Source organism: Rhodococcus sp. AW25M09 (assembly GCF_000333955.1).
Lineage (GTDB): Bacteria > Actinomycetota > Actinomycetes > Mycobacteriales > Mycobacteriaceae > Rhodococcoides.
This window is the reverse complement of sequence record NZ_CAPS01000097.1, coordinates 1-22365: the sequence shown is the minus strand read 5'-3', so window position 1 is coordinate 22365 and position 22365 is coordinate 1. Positions and strand designations below refer to the sequence as shown.

The window sequence follows — 22365 nt, the reverse complement described above, 5'->3', positions numbered from 1 at the left end:
GCGGTTCAGAGCTCCAGCAGCGAGGACCCGGGTACCACCGGGTCCCGCAGGGTCGACGGCTCACTCGCATGTCCGATTGCGATGGCTCCCATCGCTTTCCAATCCGCGCGAAGTCCGAGTTCGGCGCGCACGGTGTCGGCGGCAAAGATGGTCGAGCCGATCCAGCAACTGCCCAGCTCCCGCACCGCGAGAGCCACGAGCAGGCCCTGGACGGCGGCGCCGACCGCCACGGTGAACATCGTGTCCTCGGCGGCTCGCCGCTTCTCGTCAGGGTAGGAGTGCGCGCCGTCCGGTACGCAGAACGGAATCACGATTTCCGGTGCGTCGAACAGAATGTCGCCCCGGCTCAGTCTCGCAGCGATCTGCTCTTCGCCGAGTCCGTCGCTCGTCAGGTCCGCTCGCCACCGATCGCGCATCGTCTCGAGCAGTCGACGTCGGACTGCCGGGGTTCTGACCCAGACGAACCGGACCGGGCGGGTGTGGTGCGGGGCAGGTGCAGTGAGTGCGTCGGCGACCGACGCCCGAATCGAGTCGGGATCGACCGGATCCGCGGAGAACGAGCGCACCGACCGTCGACGCAACAGAGCCTCGCGGCGACCACGATCGAGTGCCTCGGCGGTACCGAGCCAGAACAGGTCGTCCTCGCCACCACGCAACAGAGTCGCTGCGGTGGATCCATCGTCGATCGGAGTCAGGCCGCGCACGACGGCGATGGGGACACCGCCCAGCTTGCCCTTGACCAAATCCCCTGCGGCAGCCAGCTCGTCGGCGATCGCGACCTCGGTGACGACCAGCTCGTTGCCCTGGCCGTCCTCTGCACCGGCGTACGCATGAACGACGCCCAGGCCCGCCGCGCCGATGGCGGCATCGGTCTGCCCGATCCGCCAGGCTCGTCCCATGGTGTCGGTGACGACCACCGCCACCGTCACGCCCAGCAGTTTCCTGAGCGCGGCGCGCAGTGCAGCCGCGCTGGCGTCGGGGTTCTCGGGCAGCAGCGCCAATTCGCCACCGTCGACGTTCGAGCCGTCGATTCCCGACGCGGCCTGCACGATGCCGAGTCGGTTCTCGGTGATGAGTGTTCGGCCCTTGCGCGCGACGATGCGCACGGACTCCTGTTCCACCAGGACTCTGCGGGCAGCGTCGCGCTCGTCGGCATCGCGAGGTGCCTGCACCAGCCGGCCCTCGACCTTGGAGATGACCTTGCTGGTGACGATCAGAATGTCGTCGTCGCGCAGCCACGGCGCTCGGTCTGCGATTGCCGTGGCCAGGTCGTCGCCGGGCCGAAATTCCGGGAGATCGTGGATCGGCAGAATCTCGATCGATCCGCCGGGCGCGTGATCGCTCGGTGCTCGATCACCCTGTGGGGGCACGCTCGCGCCTGGTTCGCGGGAATCGGTCACAGGTCTAGTCCGGCCGCCCGCAGAGCCGTGCGCGCCATTACTGCGGTCGTCTCCGGATCGGTCATCAGCAACGGAACGGAGTGCACGTCCACTCCGTCCACGACGGCCGTATCGGTGGTGTGCACCAGCCACGCGTCGAGAATGCCGGTACCGCTTCGGCTTCCGTAGTGACGGCCCACCGCCTGCGCGGTGGTCTCGACGCCGATGACGGACAGACACTCGTCGGCCATGCCGCGCAACGGCTTACCGTCGACGACGGGGGACAGGCCGACCACTTGGGCGCCCGTCGTGCGCAGCGCCCCGCGGATGCCCGGCACGGCAAGGATCGCGCCGACGCTCACCACCGGATTGGACGGTGCGAGGATCACGGCATCGGCTTCTGCGATGGCCTCGAGAACTCCCGGCGCCGGAGTTGCCTGTTCGGCACCGATATTGGCAAAACTGTGAGTCGGAATCTGTGCGCGGTACCGAACCCACCACTCCTGGAAATGAATTGCGCGCTGCGTCTCACCGCTCGCGTCGTCCGGATCGGTGACGACGACATGGGTCTCCGAGCGATCGTCGGTCACGGGTAGAAGTCGGACGCCGGGTTGCCATCGGTTGCAGAGCGCTTCGGTGACGGCGGACAGTGGAAAACCGGTGCGCAGCATCCGACTGCGGATCAGGTGCGTGGCGATGTCTCGATCGCCGAGCCCGAACCAATCCGGATCGGCACCGTAGGCTGCCAACTCGTCCCGAGCGTTCCAGGTCTCTGCGATTCGGCCCCAGCCGCGATCGGTGTCGATTCCGCCACCGAGGGTGTACATGCACGTGTCGAGATCCGGGCAGATGCGAAGACCGTGCATCCAGACGTCGTCCCCGACGTTCACCACAGCGGTGATCTCGTGTGCGGGCTCGCCTTCGGACGTAGAGGTGCCGAACAACGTTTTGAGGCCCTGCAGGAAACGGGCTCCGCCGACACCACCGACAAGAACAGTAACTTTCACAACACGCGAGCCTAGTGGGGTTGCGGCGATGGGCGGCGAGCGCCCACCCGGACCGTTCGAGGGACTGCGCGTGAGCCCGAGAACCGGCGCGACACGCACGGGACAGGCTCCGATCCGGGGAGACAGCCGATTTCGGGCATGTGATGGTATTGGATTTGAGCGATCGGCTTGACCGCGACACACCTGGACGTGTCTAATCACAGGTATGTCATTCAGTGTTCGCGGCACGAGTTCGATTGCGGCGAACCTGGTTTCGAACACTCGTTCCCTTCCTCTTCGCCCCTGACTGGACGTCGAGTAAAGGTCGAGGGTTGACGGGCACGATGGGCCAGCTCGATCGAATACCTGCGCGGGGCAAGGTATTCGAGCACACGATGACCGAAAGTATCTGCGCTAGCACAGGTGAGGAGGCGGAAGCGATGTATGACGAGCACGTGACACGTGATCAGCGGGGCGGACCCACTGCACACCTCAGCGCAGTCGACGACGCACCGCAAACCGAGTCCGACAACGGCGCAGGTTCGAGCGTCACGTTCGACGCTGGGTCTGCGTACGTAGCCCGAACCACCGATGCCGAGACCGATGTCGAAGAGATGGACTCGGACTCGGACGCTGCCGACCCGGTCTCCGGCGACCCGGATGCCGACATGATGCCGTTCGTTGCCGAGTCGGTTCCGCCGTCGAAGCCCTTCCTCAGTCTCGTCGCGGGCTTCGACGAGATGTTCGAGGAGATCGAGGATCAGTGGCAAGAGCGTGCGTTGTGCGCGCAGACCGATCCCGAGGCCTTCTTCCCGGAGAAGGGCGGCTCGACCCGCGAGGCGAAGAGGATCTGCCTCGGCTGCGAGGTCAAGGACGAGTGCCTCGAGTACGCGCTCGCCAACGACGAGCGGTTCGGAATCTGGGGCGGGCTGTCGGAGCGGGAACGGCGACGGCTCAAGCGCGGAATCGGCTGAGCTCTCCGGGGCCACGACCGGCTCGGTCGAACGCCGCCACCGCTCACTCTGCGGCGCTGCTCGGATCCACGTCGTCCGGGTCGATACCCAAATACGTCGCTACCTGTTCGACCAGAACCTCGAACAGCAGGTCTTCCAAATCTTCCGGGTGCTTCGCGCGCCGCTCGAGTGGCCGGCGAAACAGTACGACTCTGGCGCGTGTCGTCTCACCGCGCTTGTCTATTCCGGCCGGTACCAGTCGCGACAGCGGCACCGGTCCTTCGGCCACCACCTCGGGCGGCCAGGTCACCGACTCGGGATCCAAGGCCCTGATCTTGGGTACCTCGTCGACGGCGATGTCGAGCTTCGACAGCTTCTCGTGCCACCGGTGATCGATCCGTGCGAACGCGTCGAGTACCAGTCGATCGAACTTCTCCGCTCGTGAACGCCTGGCCGGGATGTCGTCGGGCAGAACCGGACCACGGATGCCGCGGCCGTGCCGTGCCACGGACCGAGAGGTGATCCTGCGCGGGGAGGTGAATCGAGGCATGGAGCGAGGTTATCGCGCTCGTCCGGTGTGTCGGTGGTTCGGTCGGTTGCACCTACCGGATACTCTGCATTCGTGAGATCACTGCGTGGCTGCTGCAGGCCTGGTTGCAACCGTTCTGCCGTTGCAACGCTCACATATGTCTACTCCGATTCCACCGCGGTCGTCGGACCGCTTGCCACCGTCGACGAGCCGCATTCGTGGGATCTGTGCGAGATACACGCATCGACGACCACCGCACCCAAGGGGTGGGAGCTGGTCCGTTACGAGGGTGGTTACTCGACGTCGACGCCCGACGAGGATGATCTGACTGCTCTCGCGGAGGCCGTGCGTGAGGCGGGGCGCGGCGATCGCGTCCGCTCCGAGGATCGTGAGAACGCCGATCGCGCGGCGTCCCGCCCGTCCGACGGCGAACGTCGATCCGCTCCGGCAGTCCGGACGGGCAGGCGCGGCCACCTCCGAGTTCTCCCTGACCCCACGTCCTGAGCCGTCCGTAGACCGAGGCCGGCGTGCGCCGATCCGACTGGCCGGTCCGACTACCGTCTGGCAAGGTTTCGCGCAGGACCGAAACGGGCGGTATCGGTCTACCGATATCGGGGTGGGACGCACCGTTCCCACCCGCTCGACGACGCCGGTGCGCGGTGTCGCAAGAACGATCACCAGGAGAATCTTCAGTGGCCCGAACCGTAGAGTCCGTGAACGCAGTCATCAAGGCCTACGACGTCCGTGGCGTCGTAGGTGAACAGATCGACGAGGCGTTCGTCCGTGACGTGGGTGGGTCCTTCGCCCGCTTGGTACGTGACGAGGCGGGGGCCGCGCAGTCGGTCGTGATCGGCCACGACATGCGTGATTCGTCGCCTGCCCTGTCTCGGGCGTTCGCCGAGGGCGTGATCGCTCAAGGGCTCGACGTGGTGCACATCGGTCTGGCGTCCACCGATCAGCTCTACTTCGCCTCCGGACTGCTCGAATGCCCGGGCGCGATGTTCACCGCCAGTCACAATCCGGCGAAATACAACGGAATCAAGCTCTGTCGCGCCGGTGCGAAGCCCGTGGGACAGGACACCGGCCTTGCCGTCGTGAAGGCCGAACTGGTGGACGGGGTACCGCAGTTCGACGGCCCAGCAGGGACGGTCACGTCGCGCGACGTGCTGAGCGAGTACGCCCAGTTCCTGCGAGACCTGGTCGATCTGTCGGGAATTCGTTCCATGAAGATTGCCGTCGATGCAGGTAACGGAATGGGTGGGCACACCGTTCCCGCGGTGTTCGAGCCGCTGCCGGTCACGATCGAGCCGCTGTTCTTCGAGCTGGACGGCAACTTCCCCAACCACGAGGCGAATCCACTCGATCCGGCGAACCTGGTGGATCTGCAGCGTTTCGTCGTGGAGAAAGGCGCCGATATCGGGCTCGCGTTCGACGGCGACGCCGACCGGTGCTTCGTCGTCGACGAGAAGGGCGACCCCGTCTCGCCCTCTGCCGTCACCTGCCTGGTGGCCGAGCGTGAACTGGCCAAGGAGCCAGGGGCGGTGGTCATCCACAATCTGATCACCTCCCGTGCGGTGCCAGAGCTGGTCACCGAGCTCGGTGGTACTCCGGTACGCACGCGAGTGGGGCATTCCTTCATCAAGCAGCAGATGGCCGACACCGGAGCGATATTCGGTGGTGAGCACTCCGCCCATTACTACTTCCGCGATTTCTGGGGTGCCGACTCCGGCATACTCGCCGCGTTGCACGTCCTCGCTGCGTTCGGTGCGCAGGATCGGCCGTTGTCGGAGATGATGGCCACCTACGAGACCTACAGCGCATCGGGTGAGATCAACTCGACCGTCGACGACGCGGCCGAGCGTACGGATGCCGTGCTGACGGCCTTCGCGGATCGGACCGCGGGTATCGACCGCCTCGACGGTGTCACGGTCGATCTCGAAGACGGTGCCTGGTTCAACCTGCGGGCCTCCAACACCGAGCCGTTGCTCCGATTGAATGTGGAGGCGCGCACCAGCAAGGACGTCGACGCGCTTTCGACCGAGATATTGAGCATCGTTCGCGCCGGACTGGAATAGTGGTTACCGAGGGTTGATGAGTGGGTACACGGACGTTTCCGTTCGGTGACGAAGAGGAGGTGTCGGAGCCATGACGGCAGTGTCGTCTCTGGTCGATCTCGACGATGCCGATGCTCTCATCGCGGCCGATCGCGAGGGCGTATTGCGCAGCGCCGCGCTTGCGGGCGCTCAGGTCCGCGCCATCTCGACTGAGGTCGACGAGGGGGTGCTCGACCGACTGGCCGATTTGCGACCCAGAAGTGTGGTGATCGTGACCGGCGACGGTCGCAGCAGCCGGGCCGCGTCGCTTCTTGTCGCAGCGCTCGGAGACCGGCTCGGAGTTCCGCTGGTTCGAAGTACCGGAACTCCGCCGTGGATCGGGCCACTGGATGTCGTCGTGGTCGCGGGCGACGACGCGGGGGATCCGCGTCTGGCCGAGTCGGTGGACGCCGCCTCGCGCCGCGGTGCGGAAGTCGTCGTGGTGGCCCCTGAGGAAGGGCCGCTGCGCGGCGTCAGGGGGGCCCGAGTCATGTGGATGCCGCCGCGGATCGCGGTGCGCGACCACAACGCCCTGATGCGTTATCTCGCTGCATTCGTTGCGGCGCTCGGTGCGGTCGCCGGCGGGTCGTGGAAGACGTTGCTGCCCAACCTGTCCCGTCTGGCCGATCTGCTCGACGCCGAGGCGGTGCGAAACAGTCCCTCCAACGAGGTGTTTCACAACCCGGCCAAGGCTCTCGCCAGTGGAGTGAACGGTCGTCGTGTGGTGTTGACCGGGAGCAGCCCAGCCGCTGTCGAGGTTGCTCGGCATGGCAGTGAGGTGCTGCTGCGGGTAGCCGGTGCCGTGGTCGGTGCAGGGGAACTCGGTGATGTCATCGCTGCATCCGTTCGCGCGTCGATTGCCGAATCGTCGAGCCCCGCAAAGACATTCGACTCGTTCTTTCACGACGAGCAACTGGACGGCCCACCGCCGGCATTGCCGATGCGCGTCATCGTCGTGGCCGCGGAAGCCGATCGCGCGATGACCGAACGTCGAATAGCCGGGGTACCGGATTCGGAATTGCTGCTCACCGAGTCGAGCGAGGCACTGTTCGGTAGCGAACGCGCGAGGTCCGAATTCGACATCGCTGTCTCGACTCCGGATCCGGCTACACTCTCGGTGCTCGACACGATGTCCGTGTTGGCGACGCGGCTGGACACGACCGCCGCGTATCTGTTGTTGATGGGCGGTAGCTAGTGCAGCTCTTGCGAGGCGCTGTTCGGTCCTACGCATGGGGATCGCGAACCGCGCTGGCCCGTATGCAGGGGCGGCCGGTGCCCTCCGATCATCCCGAGGCGGAGATTTGGCTCGGGGCGCACCCAGCCGACCCAGCGCACGTGGTCCACGACAATGGCAGTACGCCGTTGCTCGCAGTGATCGACGGAGATCCTGGAACGCAGCTGGGCTGTTCGGCGCAGCACTACGAGTCACGATTGCCGTATTTGATGAAACTGCTTGCGGCAGAAGAGCCGTTGTCGTTGCAGGCTCACCCCAGCAGCGCCCAGGCCAGGGAGGGGTTTGCGCGGGAGAACGCTGCGGGTGTGCCCATCGATTCCCCGGTGCGAAACTATCGGGACCCCAATCACAAGCCCGAACTCATCGTGGCGCTCACCGAGTTCGAGGCGCTGGCCGGTTTCCGCCGACCGACCGAGACAGTCGAACTGCTCGATGCATTGGCCGTTTCCGCGCTCGCCGGGTACCGCTCGCTGCTGGCTGCCCAACCCGACGCGTCCGGGCTGCGCACGGTGTTCACCTCGTGGATCACGCTGCCCGGGCAGTCGCTCGACGATATTCTGCCGGCCGTCGCGCAGGGCTGCATCGACTATCTTTCCGGGCCGGCGCGCACGGACGGTGGGCGGTTTGCGGCCGAGGCCAGGACTCTGCTCGAGCTCGGAGAGTCCTATCCCGGTGACGCCGGTGTGCTCGCAGCTCTGCTGCTCAATCGGGTGACGCTGGCTCCCGGTCAGGGCCTGTACCTCGACGCGGGAAATCTCCATGCGTACTTGCGAGGCACGGGCGTGGAGATCATGGCGAATTCCGACAACGTGTTGCGCGGGGGGCTGACACCCAAGCACGTCGATGTCCCGGAATTGTTGCGGGTACTGGATTTCGAGCCCGCCGTGGTCTCTGCGATCACTCCGGGGATCGATGATCGGTCGTCGTACGTGTATCCCACTCCTGCACCCGAATTCGCGCTGAGCCGGACGGCGGTGGCGGCGGGGGAGACTGTCGACATCCCGGGATCGGGTCCCAGGATTCTGCTGTGCACAAGCGGGACCGTCGTGGCAGGAGCCGGGGGCCGGCAGTCCCCACTGACGGTGCCGCAGGGCAGCTCGGCCTGGATACCGGCCGCGGACGAATCTGTCACCGTCACCGCCGATTCGGACGATGCCGAGGTGTTCGTGGCTTCCGTCGGCCGCCTGTAGGTCGCTTGTTGCACGTCGCCGCCGGGCACCGATCGGCGGTAGTCGGCCGGAACCGAGGACGTGTGCGAGCGGTGTGCCTGTAGGCAATAGTCTGATGACACAGTGATTCCGCGACGGATTTTCGGTACTCCGTCGACGCAGGCGAGTGGCGATACGGAGACCCGATGACCAAAGCAGACCGGCCGGCGAAGGCCCCGCGCACGACGGGGTGGTTCCGGACGAAATCGATCGAGCAGTCCATCGAGGACACCGACGAACCCGACACCAAACTCCGAAAGGAACTCGGTTCCTGGGACCTGACCGTGTTCGGTGTGGCGGTAGCCGTCGGGGCAGGCATTTTCACCCTGACCGCTCGAACCGCCGGAAACGTTGCAGGACCGGCGGTGTCGTTGGCGTTCGTGCTGGCAGCGATCGCCTGCGGGCTCGCGGCTCTGTGTTACGCGGAGTTCGCATCCACGGTTCCCGTTGCCGGAAGCGCGTACACGTTCTCGTACGCGGCGTTCGGCGAGTTCGTCGCCTGGATCATCGGCTGGGATCTGATCCTCGAGTTCGGCCTGGCCGCCGCCGTCGTGGCGAAGGCGTGGTCGCTCTATCTGGGTGACCTGCTCGGTACCGCTGCCCCCGTGCTGGAGATCGGTCCACTGAATGTCGACTGGGGCGCATTGCTCGTCGTGGTGGTGCTGACGGTGCTCATCGCATCGGGGACCAAGCTGTCCTCCCGCGTGTCGTTGGTCATCACCGCGGTGAAGGTCATCGTGGTTCTCTTCGTCGTCGTGGTCGGTGCCTTCTACATCAAGGTCGCCAACTACGACCCGTACATTCCGCCGTCGCAACCCGGTTCCACGGGCGAGGGTCTGCATCAGTCTCTGCTCTCGTTCGTCACAGGTGCAGGCAGCAGCACATTCGGCTGGTACGGGCTGTTGGCAGCTGCGTCTCTGGTGTTCTTCGCATTCATCGGATTCGACGTGGTCGCGACTACTGCGGAAGAAACGCGTGAGCGGCAGAAGGCGCTGCCGAGGGGCATCCTCGGATCGCTCGCGATCGTGACCGTGCTCTATGTGGCAGTCACTCTGGTACTGACCGGAATGGTCAACTACACAGATTTGGCCGGAGACAGTTCCACCCTGGCGACGGCGTTCGAGCTCAACGGGCTCACCTGGGCCAAGAACATCATCTCCTTCGGCGCGCTTGCCGGTCTGACGACCGTGGTGATGGTGTTGATGCTGGGCCAGACCCGGGTGCTCTTCGCCATGTCGCGTGACGGCTTGATGCCGCGGGGATTGGCGCACACCGGAGCGAAGGGCACACCGGTTCGGACGACGATTCTGGTAGGCATCATCGTCGGCCTGCTCGCTGCCTTCGTGCCACTGGGCACTCTCGAAGAGATGGTCAACATCGGAACGCTGTTCGCCTTCGTGCTGGTGTCGGCGGGCGTTCTGGTCCTGCGCAGAACTCGACCCGACCTCGAGCGTGGCTTCCGCGTGCCGTGGGTTCCGTTGGTGCCGGTTCTCGCAGTCCTCGCGTGCCTGTGGTTGATGCTGAACCTGTCGGTCGAAACGTGGCTGCGCTTCGTGGTCTGGATGGTGGCAGGGGTCGTCGTCTACGTCGTCTACAGCAGGCGTCACTCGGTGATGGGATTGCGCGAAGCCGAGAAAGCCCGTGGCGAAGCACCGAGACGTTGAGCACACGAGCCTTCAGGTGGCCCGTAGAGGTATTTCGGGGGAATCGAGCTCGAGGGAGATCGAACTGCTTGAATGTTATAACCTTGAAAACAGACCTGGAGGACTCGTAAAGTTCGATGAGAGGGTGTTGAAACAGTGAGTGTGGACGGCCGAATCACTCCTACTGGGGATTCGGGTGTCGCTGTCGGGGGGCGGGATTCGAAGGCCGGTGAACGTTCGGTTCGCTGGCAGGACAGCAAGCGTTATCTGTGGATGCTGGGGCTGCTCGCGCCCGCATCGGCACTGCTTCCGTCGCAGTTGGTCTACTGGACGGGCATGTCGCTCTTCTGGTGGAGCGGTGTACTGGTGTTTTTCGTGATCATTCCGATGATCGACCTGATCGCGGGGGAGGACGGGTACAACCCCGACGAGTCGGCGAGCGAGAAATTGCAGCACGACCGTTACTACCGCTGGTGCACGTACCTGTTTCTCCCGATTCAGTTCGTCGGACTGATCGTCGCAGGTTGGATGTGGGCGTACGGCCAACTCGATGTGGTGGACAAGATCGGCCTTGCGGTGACGGTGGGGCTGGTTGCGGGCACCGGTATCAACGCCGCTCACGAACTGGGCCATCGCATCGAGCGACACGAGCGATGGTTGGCCAAGATCGCCCTGTCTCAGACGCTCTACGGGCACTTTTTCGTCGAGCACAATCGTGGTCACCACGTGCGAGTGGCTACCCCCGGCGACCCCGCGAGTGCGCGACTGGGCGAGGGCGTGTGGACTTTCGTGCCGCGCAGTACTGTCCTCGGGCTCGTCTCCGCGTGGAAACTCGAGGCGCAGCGACTTCGGCGCAAGGGTCGCTCGGTCGCGAGCCCGACCAATGCTCTCCTGCACACCTGGCTGCTCAGCGCTGTGCTGTTCGGCTCGTTGATCGTCGTTTTCGGTTGGCAGGTCGCGCCGTATCTGCTGCTGCAGGCGGTCGTGGGGTTCGTGCTGCTCGAGATGGTGAACTACGTGGAGCACTACGCTCTGCTTCGCGAAACGAACGAGCGCGGCAAGTACGTGCGGTGCTCTCCCCGTCACAGCTGGAACAGCGACAGAATCTGCACCAACATCTTTCTGTATCACCTCCAGCGGCACAGTGACCATCACACCAATCCCGGCAAGCGCTATCAGACGCTGCTCACCTGCGACGAGGCTCCGCAGCTGCCGGCCGGTTACGCGACGATGGTGATGCTCGCCGCAATTCCGCCGCTGTGGCGTCGAGTGATGGACCCTCGGGTACTCGAGCACTACGAAGGCGATGTCACCCGTGCCAACATCCTGCCCCGCAAGCGCAGCAGAATTCTTGCGCGAGCGCGACGAAACGGATAGAGCCACCCCTTGCTTCCGGGCAGCCGGTAGCCGGGGCGCGCGGACCCGATAGCCTGGACAACAGACACTCAGTCAACAGGAGAGGCAAGATGACGACCTCAGTTACGTCAGGATCGGCACTCACGGCGGATCACCGCGGTGGAATCGACTTCAAGGTCGCAGACCTTTCCCTCGCAGAATTCGGCCGCAAGGAAATCAGGCTGGCCGAGCACGAGATGCCCGGCTTGATCGCACTTCGTCGCGAATACGCAGATGTTCAGCCGCTCAAGGGAGCGCGAATCTCGGGGTCTCTGCACATGACTGTGCAGACCGCCGTGTTGATCGAGACCCTGGTAGCGCTCGGAGCCGAGGTCCGTTGGGCATCGTGCAACATCTTCTCCACCCAGGATCATGCCGCCGCAGCCGTGGTCGTCGGGCCCTACGGAAGCCCCGAGGAGCCCCAGGGCGTCCCGGTGTTCGCGTGGAAAGAAGAATCCCTCGAGGAGTACTGGTGGGCGGCCGAGCAGATGCTCACCTGGCCGGGCGAGCCCGCCAACATGATTCTCGACGACGGCGGCGACGCGACCATGCTCGTGCTCCGTGGCGCGCAGTTCGAGAAAGCCGGCGTTGTCCCGCCGACCGACGACGACCACGACTCGGACGAGTACAAGGTGTTCCTCGGACTGCTTCGCCGCTCGCTCGAGGCGTCGAAGACCAAGTGGACCGAGATCGCATCCTCGATCAAGGGTGTCACCGAGGAGACCACCACCGGCGTCTTGCGTCTGTACCAGTTCGCAGCCGCCGGAGAGCTCTCCTTCCCAGCGATCAACGTCAACGACTCGGTCACCAAGAGCAAGTTCGACAACAAGTACGGCACCCGCCACTCGCTGATCGACGGCATCAACCGTGGCACCGACGTCCTCATCGGCGGCAAGGCCGTGCTGGTCTGCGGCTACGGCGACGTGGGCAAGGGCTGCGCAGAGGCGCTCAAGGGTCAGGGTGCGCGCGTGACCGTCACCGAAGCCGACCCGATCAACGCTTTGCAGGCGCTGATGGACGGCTACGACGTGCGCACGGTAGACGAGTTCATCGAGCAGGCCGATATCGTCATCACGTCCACGGGCAACCTGTCGATCATCACCTTCGAGCACATGCGCAAGATGAAGCATCAGGCGATTCTGGGCAACATCGGTCACTTCGACAACGAGATCGACATGGCCGGCCTCGAGAAGGCTGCGGACGTCACGCGGATCAAGATCAAGCCGCAGGTCGACGAATGGCAGTTCAAGGACGGTCATTCGATCATCGTGTTGTCCGAGGGGCGTCTGCTCAATCTCGGCAACGCCACGGGCCACCCGTCGTTCGTCATGAGCAACAGCTTCTCCAACCAGGTCATCGCGCAGATCGAGCTGTGGACCAAGCCGGACGAGTACGACAACGAGGTCTACCGCCTGCCCAAGCACCTGGACGAGAAGGTTGCGCGCATCCACGTCGAGGCGCTCGGTGGCTCGATCACCAAGCTCACCAAGGAGCAGGCCGAGTACATCGGCGTCGACGTCGAGGGCCCGTACAAGCCCGAGCACTACCGCTACTGACTTCTCGGATCGGTCCGAGAAGTGGGAAAACTGTTCGTCATCGAAGGAGTCGACGGCGCGGGCAAGAACACGCTCGCCCGTCGGCTCGTTTCGGCGTGGGAACGCGACGGACTCGACGTCGCACGCATCGGGTTTCCGAGATACGACCGATCGGTCCACGCCGATCTGGCGGCGGAGGCGCTCAAAGGCGGACACGGTGACACCGCTGGCAGTGTGCATGCGATGGCTCTGTTGTTCGCGCTCGATCGTCGGGATGCGGTCGCCGAGATCCGAGAGTTGCTCTCGCACAACGATATCGTTCTTCTCGATCGATACGTTGCTTCCAATGCCGCATACACCGCTGCCCGGTTGGAACAGTCCTCCGACGGCGAGGCCGTCGAATGGATCGAGGAGCTCGAATTCGCTCGATTCGGAGTGCCGATTCCGGATGTTCAGATTCTCCTGGACGTACCCGTGGCACTCGCGGCCGAGCGGGCAGCGTCGCGAGAGAGCGCGGATGCCGCGCGAGCCCGGGATGCTTACGAGCGAGACGGCTCCCTGCAAAGTCGGACCTCGGCGGTCTACGTCCGCCTCGCCGAATCGAACTGGGTGTCTCCGTGGCGCGTCGTCGCCGCGGACGTCGACCCTGATCGACTCGCCGCCGAGTTGTTCAATCAGCCATCAGCCGCGCGGAAAGTGACACCATAAGAGCATGAAGCCTCGGATTCTGGTTGTGGACGACGATTCGGCTCTGGCGGAGATGCTCACCATCGTGCTTCGCGGTGAAGGATTCGAGCCTTTCGTGGTCGGCGATGGCACCCAAGCGCTGTCCGCTGTTCGTGAGAACCGGCCGGACCTGGTGTTGCTGGATCTGATGCTTCCGGGAATGAACGGCATCGACGTCTGTCGCGTACTGCGGGCCGATTCGGGCGTTCCGATCGTGATGCTGACGGCCAAGACCGACACCGTCGACGTCGTGTTGGGCCTCGAATCAGGCGCGGACGACTACATCATGAAGCCGTTCAAGCCGAAGGAACTCGTTGCTCGCGTTCGAGCACGGCTGCGCAGGACCGAGGACGAACCCGCCGAATTGCTGTCCATTGCAGACATCGTCATCGATGTACCGGCACACAAGGTCAGCCGCGGAGACGAACTCGTCTCGCTCACTCCCCTCGAGTTCGATCTGCTCGTTGCGTTGGCCCGCAAGCCGCGTCAGGTGTTCACCCGCGAGGTGTTGCTCGAACAGGTGTGGGGTTACCGCCACGCTGCCGACACTCGACTGGTGAACGTGCACGTACAGCGTCTGCGCGCCAAAGTCGAGAAGGACCCCGAGAACCCCGAGGTGGTGTTGACCGTGAGAGGGGTCGGCTACAAGGCCGGACCGCCGTGATCGGTTTCTCCCACTCCCGGCGGCGGATCAACGGCAAGTTCTCTCCTGTACTGCGGTTGTTTCGTTCGCTGAGTACCTCGCTCGGTCATGCCTGGCGACGTTCCCTGCAACTCCGTGTCGTCGTCTCGACGTTGACGTTGTCGCTGGTGGTCATCCTCATCCTCGGTGTGGTGTTGACCAGCCAGATCACCGATCGACTACTCGAAGCCAAGGTATCTGCGGCCACCGAGGAACTCGATCGGTCCCGTACCACCGTCGAGGGCAACCTCGCCGGAGCGGACGACTCGAGTGGCCTTGCCACGCGCCTCGAACGAGCGAGGGCGGCCCTGACCAACCAGGACCTGGACGCCGCGTCGACCACCGGGTCCGCGGGTTCGTTCGATCCAGTCCTGATCGTGGAGGGTGACGCCACCCGCGCGGAGGCGTCGGTCGGTCCGGTCGATCAGATCCCGAACAGTCTGCGCGAATTCGTCAAGAAGGGCCTGATCAGCTCGCAGTACGCCACCGTCACCGAAAGTGACGGCGGCTACTCCGGATCCGCTCTCATCATGGGATCGCCCACCGGATCCGACATCGCCGCCTTACAGCTCTACCTCATTTTCCCACTGGCCAGCGAAGACCGCACGCTGTCCCTCGTACGCGGCACGTTGTTCATCGGTGCCGTGGTGCTCCTGGTACTGCTCGCAGCGATCGCGATGCTCGTCGCTCGCCAAGTCGTCCTTCCCATCCGATCTGCATCGAGGATCGCGGTGCGGTTCGCCGACGGCAGGCTCAAGGAGCGAATGCCGGTCCGTGGCGAGGACGACATGGCCAGACTCGCGATGTCGTTCAACGAGATGGCCGAAAGTCTGTCCAAGCAGATCACCCAGCTCGAGGAATTCGGCAACCTGCAGCGCCGCTTCACCTCCGACGTCAGCCATGAACTGCGGACACCACTCACCACCGTTCGGATGGCCGCGGACCTCATCCACGACGCCAGCGACGACCTCGACCCAGCACTCAAGAGATCCTCGGAGCTGCTGGTCAACGAGCTGGACCGGTTCGAGATTCTGCTCGGCGACCTGCTCGAGATCAGCCGACACGACGCGGGCGTCGCCGAGCTCTCCGCCGAGCAACTGGACCTGCGCATGTGTGCCCGCGCTGCGGTGTCCACCGTGCGGCACCTGGCACGCGAGACCGGAACCGAAGTGATCGTCGACATGCCCGAGACCGCCGTCGTTGCCGAGGTCGACCCCCGGCGAGTCGAACGCATCCTGCGCAATCTGCTCGCCAACGCCCTCGACCACGGTGAAGGCAAGCCGGTCCTGCTGCGGCTGCGTTCCGATGCCGACGCGGCCGCCTTCGTGGTGCGCGACCAGGGGATCGGGCTGCGACCCGGAGAAGAGAAATTGGTGTTCAACCGCTTCTGGCGCTCGGACCCCTCTCGCGTTCGTCGATCCGGTGGCACCGGACTCGGTCTGGCGATCAGCGTCGAGGACGCCCGTCTGCACGACGGTAAGCTCGAAGCGTGGGGAGCGGTAGGAGAAGGCGCATGTTTCCGACTCACGCTGCCACTCGTACGTGGGCACAAGGTGATCGGATCCCCGCTGCCCCTCAAGCCCAGCACGAAGAAATACGCGCAGGGTCAACCCGTTCCCTCGATCACCGCACAGAAGTCCTCCGCGTCGGAGTCGATGACGTGAGTCGGTCGGTTCGTCGCGGCGCTCGCGTGCTGGCGATCTGCATACTTCTGGTCGCGCTGGTCGGCGGATGTGCCAGCCTGCCCGAGTCGTCCAGCCCCCAGGCCATCGGAACCTTGACCGAAGATGCCGCGCCCACCAGCGCCCCGGCTCCCGAGCCCGGACGCGAACCGGATCGCTTGCTCGACGACTTCTTCGACGCGAGCGCCGTCTCCGCCAACAGGCACCAGGCCGCTCGCCAATTTCTCACCGAGGAGGCGTCGGGAACCTGGGACGACGGCGCACGAACGGTGATCGCCGACCGGATCGACATTCTCTCCGGCCCACGCTCGGCCGATACCGCGCAGTTCACCATTCGCTCGAAGACGGCGGGGATACTGGCCTCCGGTGGGGAGTATCAGGCCGGGTCGGACACCTTCGATGTCGCGATCGAGATGATGCGGGTGGACGGCCAGTGGCGCATCTCGAAGTTGCCGCCCGGCGTCGTGATCGATCGATCCGCATTCTTGAGCACCTATGAGCAACGATCGCTCTACTTCGTCGATCCGCTCGGTGGCGTGCTCGTTCCCGATGTGCGCTGGACCAGTGGATCTTCGGACCAACTCGCCAATCAACTCGTGCAGCTGCTCATCGACGGTCCCAAATCGGCTCTGTCGGCGGCAGTGAGCAACGAGCTGTCCGAGGACGTGAGCATTCGCGGACCCATCACCAAAGCCGACGGTCAGACCTCACAGGTGGGGGTCGGACTCGGCGGCATCAGAATCGACTTCGGCGGCCTGCAGAACAAGGGTGACCGCGACCGGGAACTTCTCGCCGCTCAGGTGATCTGGACCCTCGCCTCGGCCGAGGTGGCAGGTCCCTATGTGCTGTTGGCCGATGGTCAACCGATCGACACGACCAAACCCGACGGGTGGACGACCGCGGGGGTCGACTCGTTCGATCCGCAGGGCAGCAGTGAAGACACCGTCGGACTGCACGCGCTCGCAGCGGGCGGGTTGCTCCGCGTCGACGAAGCGCAGACAAGCCCCGCTCCCGGGTATTTCGGTCAGGCTCGCAATCTGCGCTCGGTGGCGTTGTCCAACGACGGCACCCTCGTGGCCGGCGTCGCAGACACCGGACGTCCGGCCCCCGCGCCGTCCAGCACCCTGCTGATCGGCAGCTACGACGGCGGCGCGTTCCCGGTTGCCGAGGGCCAATCGATCACCCGGCCGACCTGGGGGTCCGACGACAATGCGGCCTGGGCGGTGATCGACGGCACCAATGTCATCCGTGCTGCTCGTGACCCCTCCAACGGTCAGGTGTCGGTGATCCCCGTCGAAGCCGACGCAGTCACGACCCTGGGCACCCGGATCACCGAACTGAGGCTGGCCCGCGATGGGGTGCGAGCAGCGATCATCGTCGACGGCGTCGTGTACGTGGCGACCGTGGTGCGCGATCCTTCGGGGGTGTACTCGCTGACGTCACCCCGCGCCGTGGCCATCGGACTCGGCAGCGACGCCACCAGCTTGGACTGGAGTACCGGCGACACCATCGTCATCGCACGGGTTGCCACGGACGCACCGGTGGTTCAGGTGACCGTCGACGGATCCAGGATGGACGCGCTGCCGTCGCGCAACTTGACCACGCCGGTGTTGGCGGTCGATGCGTCCCCGGAAACGGAGTACGTGGCCGACTCGCGGGCGGTGTTCGCACTCAACAACGCCGACCCCGTCGGCGACCGCTACTGGCGCGAGGTCACCGGCCTGGCCGGCGTCAAAGCAGTGCCGGTTCTGCCCGGCTGACATCGAGCGCACGCGTGTCGGTGGGTGCGGGCAGACTCACGAACATGCGAACGCTCCTCGATCTGGTTCTACCGCTCGAGTGCGCCGGTTGTGGAGTACCCGGTGAGAACTGGTGCTCGTGGTGTTCCCGGGCCCTGTACGTCCCTCCCGTCACCGTTCGCCCTCGTGTCGATCCCGGTGTGCCCTGCTGGGCCCTCGGTACGTACAGCGGGCCGCGCCGCAACGGCGTCATCGCAATGAAGGAGAGAGGCCGCCGATCGGTGGCACGGCCACTGGGGCGCGCCCTGGCCGAGGCCATCGGACATCTGCGCGATGCCGGTGAGATCGATCCCCCGGAGCTCGCCTCGCTGGTGCTGGTCTGTGCCCCGACGCGGGCTCGCGCGGCACGGGCCCGCGGCGGCGATCCTGTGCTGCGATGCGCTCGGATCGCCGCCGAAGAGCTGGCGCCGGAGACCGTGCTGGTGCCCGAGTTGCTTCGAATGTCCGGTGGAGCCCGAGATTCGGTCGGCTTGTCGGCCGGACAACGCCAGCACAATGTGGCGGGTCGCATCGAGGCGGTCGGGGTGTGTCGTCCGCGAGCCGACACTGGCCGTCCGCGGACATCGACCCATACGGTTCTCCTGCTCGACGACGTCGTGACCACCGGAGCGACACTCGCCGAATCGGCAAGAGTGCTAGTGGAATTCGGGATACCGCTGGCCGGAGCTCTCGTCGTCGCGAGCGCATGACGAGTCAGGAGGCGGACACGCCGACAACCAATTCCGGGTGAACGGTGGCACACGAGTCCGTGACCGACTAACGTCGCGAACACGCCCCAGTTGCACGAGATGTGAGGTGATGCCCCGGACTTTGATGCCGGAAGGTTCCCCATTCGGCATGCACACTTGCCACGTCCAACAGTGGGCGTGGCCGATATCGGGAGGTACGCGTGACGACCCCTTCACAAGCCTCGGTTTTCTTCGACGAGAAGCCTTCGGAAGAACCCGCCAAGACCAATGCGGATGTTGTGGTCAAGGGCCGCAACGTCGAGATACCGGATCACTTCCGGGTGTATGTCTCCGAGAAACTGGCGCGACTCGAGCGCTTCGATCCTTCGATCTATCTGTTCGACGTCGAACTGCAGCACGAACGAAATCGCCGTCAGGCCAAGGCATGCCAACGCGTGGAGATCACCGCGAAGGGCAAGGGCCCCGTGGTTCGTGCCGAAGCATGCGCCGACAGTTTCTACGCCGCACTCGAAGCGGTGACGTCGAAACTGGAGAACAGACTCAGGCGTACCAAGGACCGTCGCAAAGTGCACTACGGCGAGAAGCGGCCCGTTTCCGTTGCCGAGGCCACTGCCGAACTCGCCGAGGACGACACTCTGGCCCTCGACCCCGAGACGAAGCTCGAGTCTTTCGACGACGATCAGAGCGGTCCCGGGCACATCGTGCGGACCAAGATCCACTCTGCTGCGCCGATGAGCGTCGACGACGCACTGTACGAAATGGAGCTCGTCGGCCACGATTTCTTCCTGTTCCACGACAGCGCCACCGACCGACCGTCGGTCGTCTACCGACGGCACGCCTTCGATTACGGCTTGATCAGGCTCACCTGACCCGGTCGGTCACGGCGGTTCCGTTCGTTCGCCGTCCGTGAAATCTCTCACCGCTGCAGGCTCGACACCGGAAGACACTATTCCCACGTCGAGCCTGCAGTGCTGTGTCGGTGTCTGTGCCGATGGCGAGCCTGGGAACTGCGACGACCGCCGGTCGGGCTGCCGCTCCCACAGCGTTACCGCCTACCATGGACGCGTTCGGGTTGCCCGCCGCGCAAAAGCCGTGGTGACGAACCCGTGAGTTCCTGAAGTACCAGTGTTGTTCGTAATGCAGTGTTGTTCGTGTCAGTACCCGTGAACCGAGGATCGAGGACGAGAAAGCCCGTGCCGTCGCTGTCGTTTTCCAAGCTGCTCCGTGTTGGTGAAGGTCGCATGGTCAAGCGGCTCAAGAACATCGCTGACCACGTCTCGACCCTGTCTCCTGACGTCGAGAGTCTCTCCGACGACGAACTTCGCGGTAAGACCGCGGAGTTCCGGGAGAGATACTCCGCCGGCGAGAGCTTGGACCAACTCCTGCCCGAGGCTTTCTCGGTGGCCCGTGAGGCGTCGTGGCGTGTGCTTTCGCAGAGACACTTCGACGTTCAGGTCATGGGCGGTGCCGCGCTGCACTTCGGCAACATCGCCGAGATGAAGACCGGTGAGGGCAAGACCCTGACGTGCGTACTTCCCGCGTACCTGAATGCGATCTCCGGCGATGGCGTTCACGTGGTGACGGTCAACGACTACCTCGCCAAGCGTGACTCGGAGTGGATGGGTCGCGTACACCGCTTCCTCGGTCTGTCGGTCGACGTCATTCTTTCCGGCATGACACCGGTGGAACGCCGCGCGGCGTACGCCGCCGACATCACCTACGGCACCAACAACGAGTTCGGCTTCGACTACCTGCGTGACAACATGACGCATTCGCTGGACGACCTGGTGCAGCGCGGCCACAACTTCGCCGTGGTCGACGAGGTCGACTCGATTCTCATCGACGAGGCCCGCACCCCGCTGATCATCTCCGGCCCGGCGGACGCCTCGAGCAAGTGGTACGGAGAGTTCGCCCGTATTGCGCCGATGCTGAAGGCCGACACCCACTACGAGGTCGATATCCGCAAGCGCACCATCGGTGTGCACGAAGCAGGCGTCGAACTGGTCGAGGATCAGCTCGGCATCGACAATCTGTACGAGGCCGCCAACTCGCCGCTGGTGAACTACCTCAACAACGCGATCAAGGCCAAGGAGCTCTACACCAAGGACAAGGACTACATCGTCCGCGACGGTGAGGTCATCATCGTCGACGAGTTCACCGGCCGAATCCTGGTGGGGCGCCGCTACAACGAGGGCATGCACCAGGCGATCGAGGCCAAGGAGAAGGTGGAAATCAAGGCCGAGAACCAGACTCTGGCCACCATCACACTGCAGAACTACTTCCGGCTCTACGACAAGCTCTCGGGTATGACCGGCACTGCCGAGACCGAGGCCGCCGAGCTGCATCAGATCTACGGCCTCGGCGTCATCCCTATTCCGACGAACCGTCCGATGGTCCGAGTGGACAACGGGGACCTGATCTACAAGACCGAAGAGGCCAAGTTCGACGCCGTGGTCGACGACGTCGTCGAGCGGCACGAAAAGGGTCAACCGGTGCTGATCGGCACCACCAGCGTGGAGCGCTCGGAGTACCTGTCGAAGCAGTTCACCAAGCGCGGCGTCGCACACAACGTGCTGAATGCGAAGTTCCACGAGCAAGAGGCGACGATCATCGCCGAGGCCGGCCGTCAGGGCGCGGTGACCGTCGCGACCAACATGGCCGGTCGTGGTACCGACGTCGTGCTCGGTGGCAATCCGGACATCCTCGCCGATCTGCAGCTCCGTAAGCAGGGGTTGGACCCGGTGGAGACCCCTGAGGACTACGAGGCTGCCTGGGAGCCTGCCTTGGAAGAGGTCAAGGCTCAGGTCAAGGCGGATGCCGACACTGTGCGTGAGGCCGGTGGCCTGTACGTGCTGGGCACCGAACGACACGACTCGCGTCGAATCGACAACCAGCTCCGAGGCCGCTCCGGCCGTCAGGGTGACCCGGGCGAATCGCGCTTCTACCTCTCCCTCGGTGACGAGTTGATGCGTCGATTCAACGGCGGAGCACTCGAGTCGATCATGACCAGGCTGAACCTGCCCGACGACGTACCGATCGAGGCCAAGATGGTGTCCAAAGCCATCAAGAGCGCGCAGACGCAGGTCGAGCAGCAGAACTTCGAGATCCGCAAGAACGTCCTCAAGTACGACGAGGTGATGAACCAACAGCGCACCGTCATCTACGAGGAGCGCCGTCGCATCCTCGAAGGTGCCGATATGGAGGGCCAGGTCGAGGGCATGATCACCGACGTGATCACCGCCTACGTCGACGGTGCCACGGCCGATGGTTATGTCGAGGACTGGGACCTCGAACAGCTGTGGACAGCGTTGAAGACCCTCTACCCGGTCAGCCTCGAGCACAAGGTCCTCGCCGGCGAGGACGAGGACGGCGAGAAGGGCGACCTCAGCCGCGACGAACTGCGTGAGGCGCTGCTCGACGACGCGCGAGCGGCCTATACCAACCGCGAGGCGGAGATCGACGGTATCGCCGGCGAGAACGGGATGCGCGAACTCGAGCGTCGAGTGCTGCTGTCGGTACTCGACCGCAAGTGGCGCGAGCACCTCTACGAGATGGACTACCTCAAGGAAGGCATCGGCCTCCGCGCGATGGCGCAGCGCGACCCGCTGGTGGAATACCAGCGCGAGGGCTACGACATGTTCCAGGGCATGCTCGAAGGTCTGAAAGAGGAGTCGGTCGGCTTCCTGTTCAACCTGCAGGTGGAGGCGACACCGGCTCCTGCCGGACCCGCTGCCTCAGCAGGTCTCGCGGTGGCTCCGGGGTTGGCTTCTCCGGTGGCAGCCGGACGCCCGGCCGCTGCTCCTGCTGCCGCGCCGGCGAGCGCACGTCCGCC

The 22365-nt window shown here is 64.7% G+C and carries 18 protein-coding genes; 15 read left to right on the top strand and 3 right to left on the bottom strand.

Translation table 11 applies throughout. The annotated features are described in order from the left end of the window. Nucleotides 1–5: 5 nt before the first annotated feature. Nucleotides 6–1370 carry a coenzyme F420-0:L-glutamate ligase gene (locus tag RHODMAR_RS19320; protein ID WP_008717804.1) on the bottom strand — a complete coding sequence of 455 codons (1365 nt, stop codon included), beginning with the start codon at nt 1368–1370 and terminating at the stop codon, nt 6–8. A 26-nt stretch (nt 1371–1396) separates the two neighbouring features. Beyond that, a complete protein-coding gene (gene cofD / locus RHODMAR_RS29175) occupies nt 1397–2386 on the bottom strand; it encodes a 2-phospho-L-lactate transferase (protein ID WP_042939903.1) in 990 nt (329 codons plus the stop codon). Between the two features lie 719 nt (nt 2387–3105). On the opposite strand from cofD, the gene RHODMAR_RS19310 reads away from it, so the two are divergent. Beyond that, nucleotides 3106–3339: a WhiB family transcriptional regulator gene (locus tag RHODMAR_RS19310; RefSeq protein ID WP_027496498.1), complete on the top strand. Its 234-nt coding sequence runs from the start codon at nt 3106–3108 to the stop codon at nt 3337–3339. 43 nt (nt 3340–3382) lie between these two features. Here RHODMAR_RS19310 and RHODMAR_RS19305 read toward each other — a convergent pair whose 3' ends face one another. Next, nucleotides 3383–3868 (bottom strand): metallopeptidase family protein, encoded by a 486-nt coding sequence (locus RHODMAR_RS19305; RefSeq protein WP_042939902.1) that lies wholly within the window; start codon nt 3866–3868, stop codon nt 3383–3385. Nucleotides 3869–3940: 72 nt separating this feature from the next. On the opposite strand from RHODMAR_RS19305, the gene RHODMAR_RS19300 reads away from it, so the two are divergent. The 14 genes from RHODMAR_RS19300 to secA form a co-directional block, all read left to right on the top strand. Continuing rightward, on the top strand, nt 3941–4351 hold the full coding sequence (locus tag RHODMAR_RS19300) for a DUF3499 domain-containing protein (RefSeq protein WP_198289488.1): 411 nt from the start codon (nt 3941–3943) through the stop codon (nt 4349–4351). Nucleotides 4352–4539: 188 nt separating this feature from the next. Further along, entirely contained in the window at nt 4540–5922 is a 1383-nt protein-coding gene (locus RHODMAR_RS19295; protein WP_008717793.1) for a phosphomannomutase/phosphoglucomutase, read from the top strand. A gap of 70 nt (nt 5923–5992) precedes the next feature. After that, entirely contained in the window at nt 5993–7135 is a 1143-nt protein-coding gene (locus tag RHODMAR_RS19290) for a hypothetical protein (RefSeq protein WP_008717790.1), read from the top strand. Continuing rightward, nucleotides 7135–8364 carry a mannose-6-phosphate isomerase, class I gene (gene manA, locus RHODMAR_RS19285; protein WP_008717788.1) on the top strand — a complete coding sequence of 410 codons (1230 nt, stop codon included), beginning with the start codon at nt 7135–7137 and terminating at the stop codon, nt 8362–8364. The genes RHODMAR_RS19290 and manA overlap by 1 nt, the downstream gene beginning before the upstream one ends. 164 nt (nt 8365–8528) lie before the next feature. Next, nucleotides 8529–10046, top strand: coding sequence for an amino acid permease (locus RHODMAR_RS19280; protein WP_008717786.1), 1518 nt, complete (start codon nt 8529–8531; stop codon nt 10044–10046). Between the two features lie 135 nt (nt 10047–10181). Then, entirely contained in the window at nt 10182–11402 is a 1221-nt protein-coding gene (locus tag RHODMAR_RS19275; protein WP_008717783.1) for an alkane 1-monooxygenase, read from the top strand. Between the two features lie 89 nt (nt 11403–11491). Further along, nucleotides 11492–12976 (top strand): adenosylhomocysteinase, encoded by a 1485-nt coding sequence (ahcY, locus tag RHODMAR_RS19270; protein ID WP_008717782.1) that lies wholly within the window; start codon nt 11492–11494, stop codon nt 12974–12976. Between the two features lie 21 nt (nt 12977–12997). Next, nucleotides 12998–13663, top strand: coding sequence for a dTMP kinase (locus RHODMAR_RS19265; RefSeq protein WP_008717780.1), 666 nt, complete (start codon nt 12998–13000; stop codon nt 13661–13663). Between the two features lie 4 nt (nt 13664–13667). Continuing rightward, entirely contained in the window at nt 13668–14345 is a 678-nt protein-coding gene (gene mtrA / locus RHODMAR_RS19260; protein ID WP_008717777.1) for an MtrAB system response regulator MtrA, read from the top strand. Continuing rightward, nucleotides 14342–16027, top strand: coding sequence for an MtrAB system histidine kinase MtrB (gene mtrB / locus RHODMAR_RS19255; RefSeq protein WP_008717776.1), 1686 nt, complete (start codon nt 14342–14344; stop codon nt 16025–16027). Before mtrA ends, mtrB begins: the two co-directional genes overlap by 4 nt. Further along, nucleotides 16024–17805, top strand: a complete 1782-nt coding sequence (gene lpqB, locus RHODMAR_RS19250; protein ID WP_042939901.1) for an MtrAB system accessory lipoprotein LpqB — start codon at nt 16024–16026, stop codon at nt 17803–17805. The genes mtrB and lpqB overlap by 4 nt, the downstream gene beginning before the upstream one ends. A gap of 44 nt (nt 17806–17849) precedes the next feature. Next, nucleotides 17850–18533 carry a ComF family protein gene (locus tag RHODMAR_RS19245; protein ID WP_042939906.1) on the top strand — a complete coding sequence of 228 codons (684 nt, stop codon included), beginning with the start codon at nt 17850–17852 and terminating at the stop codon, nt 18531–18533. Between the two features lie 200 nt (nt 18534–18733). Then, complete coding sequence (gene hpf, locus RHODMAR_RS19240; RefSeq protein ID WP_008717770.1) at nt 18734–19402, top strand: ribosome hibernation-promoting factor, HPF/YfiA family; 669 nt, start codon at nt 18734–18736, stop codon at nt 19400–19402. Nucleotides 19403–19726: 324 nt separating this feature from the next. Next, nucleotides 19727–22365, top strand: a 2639-nt coding sequence (gene secA, locus RHODMAR_RS19235; protein WP_042939900.1) for a preprotein translocase subunit SecA, incomplete at its 3' end; no start/stop codon positions are given.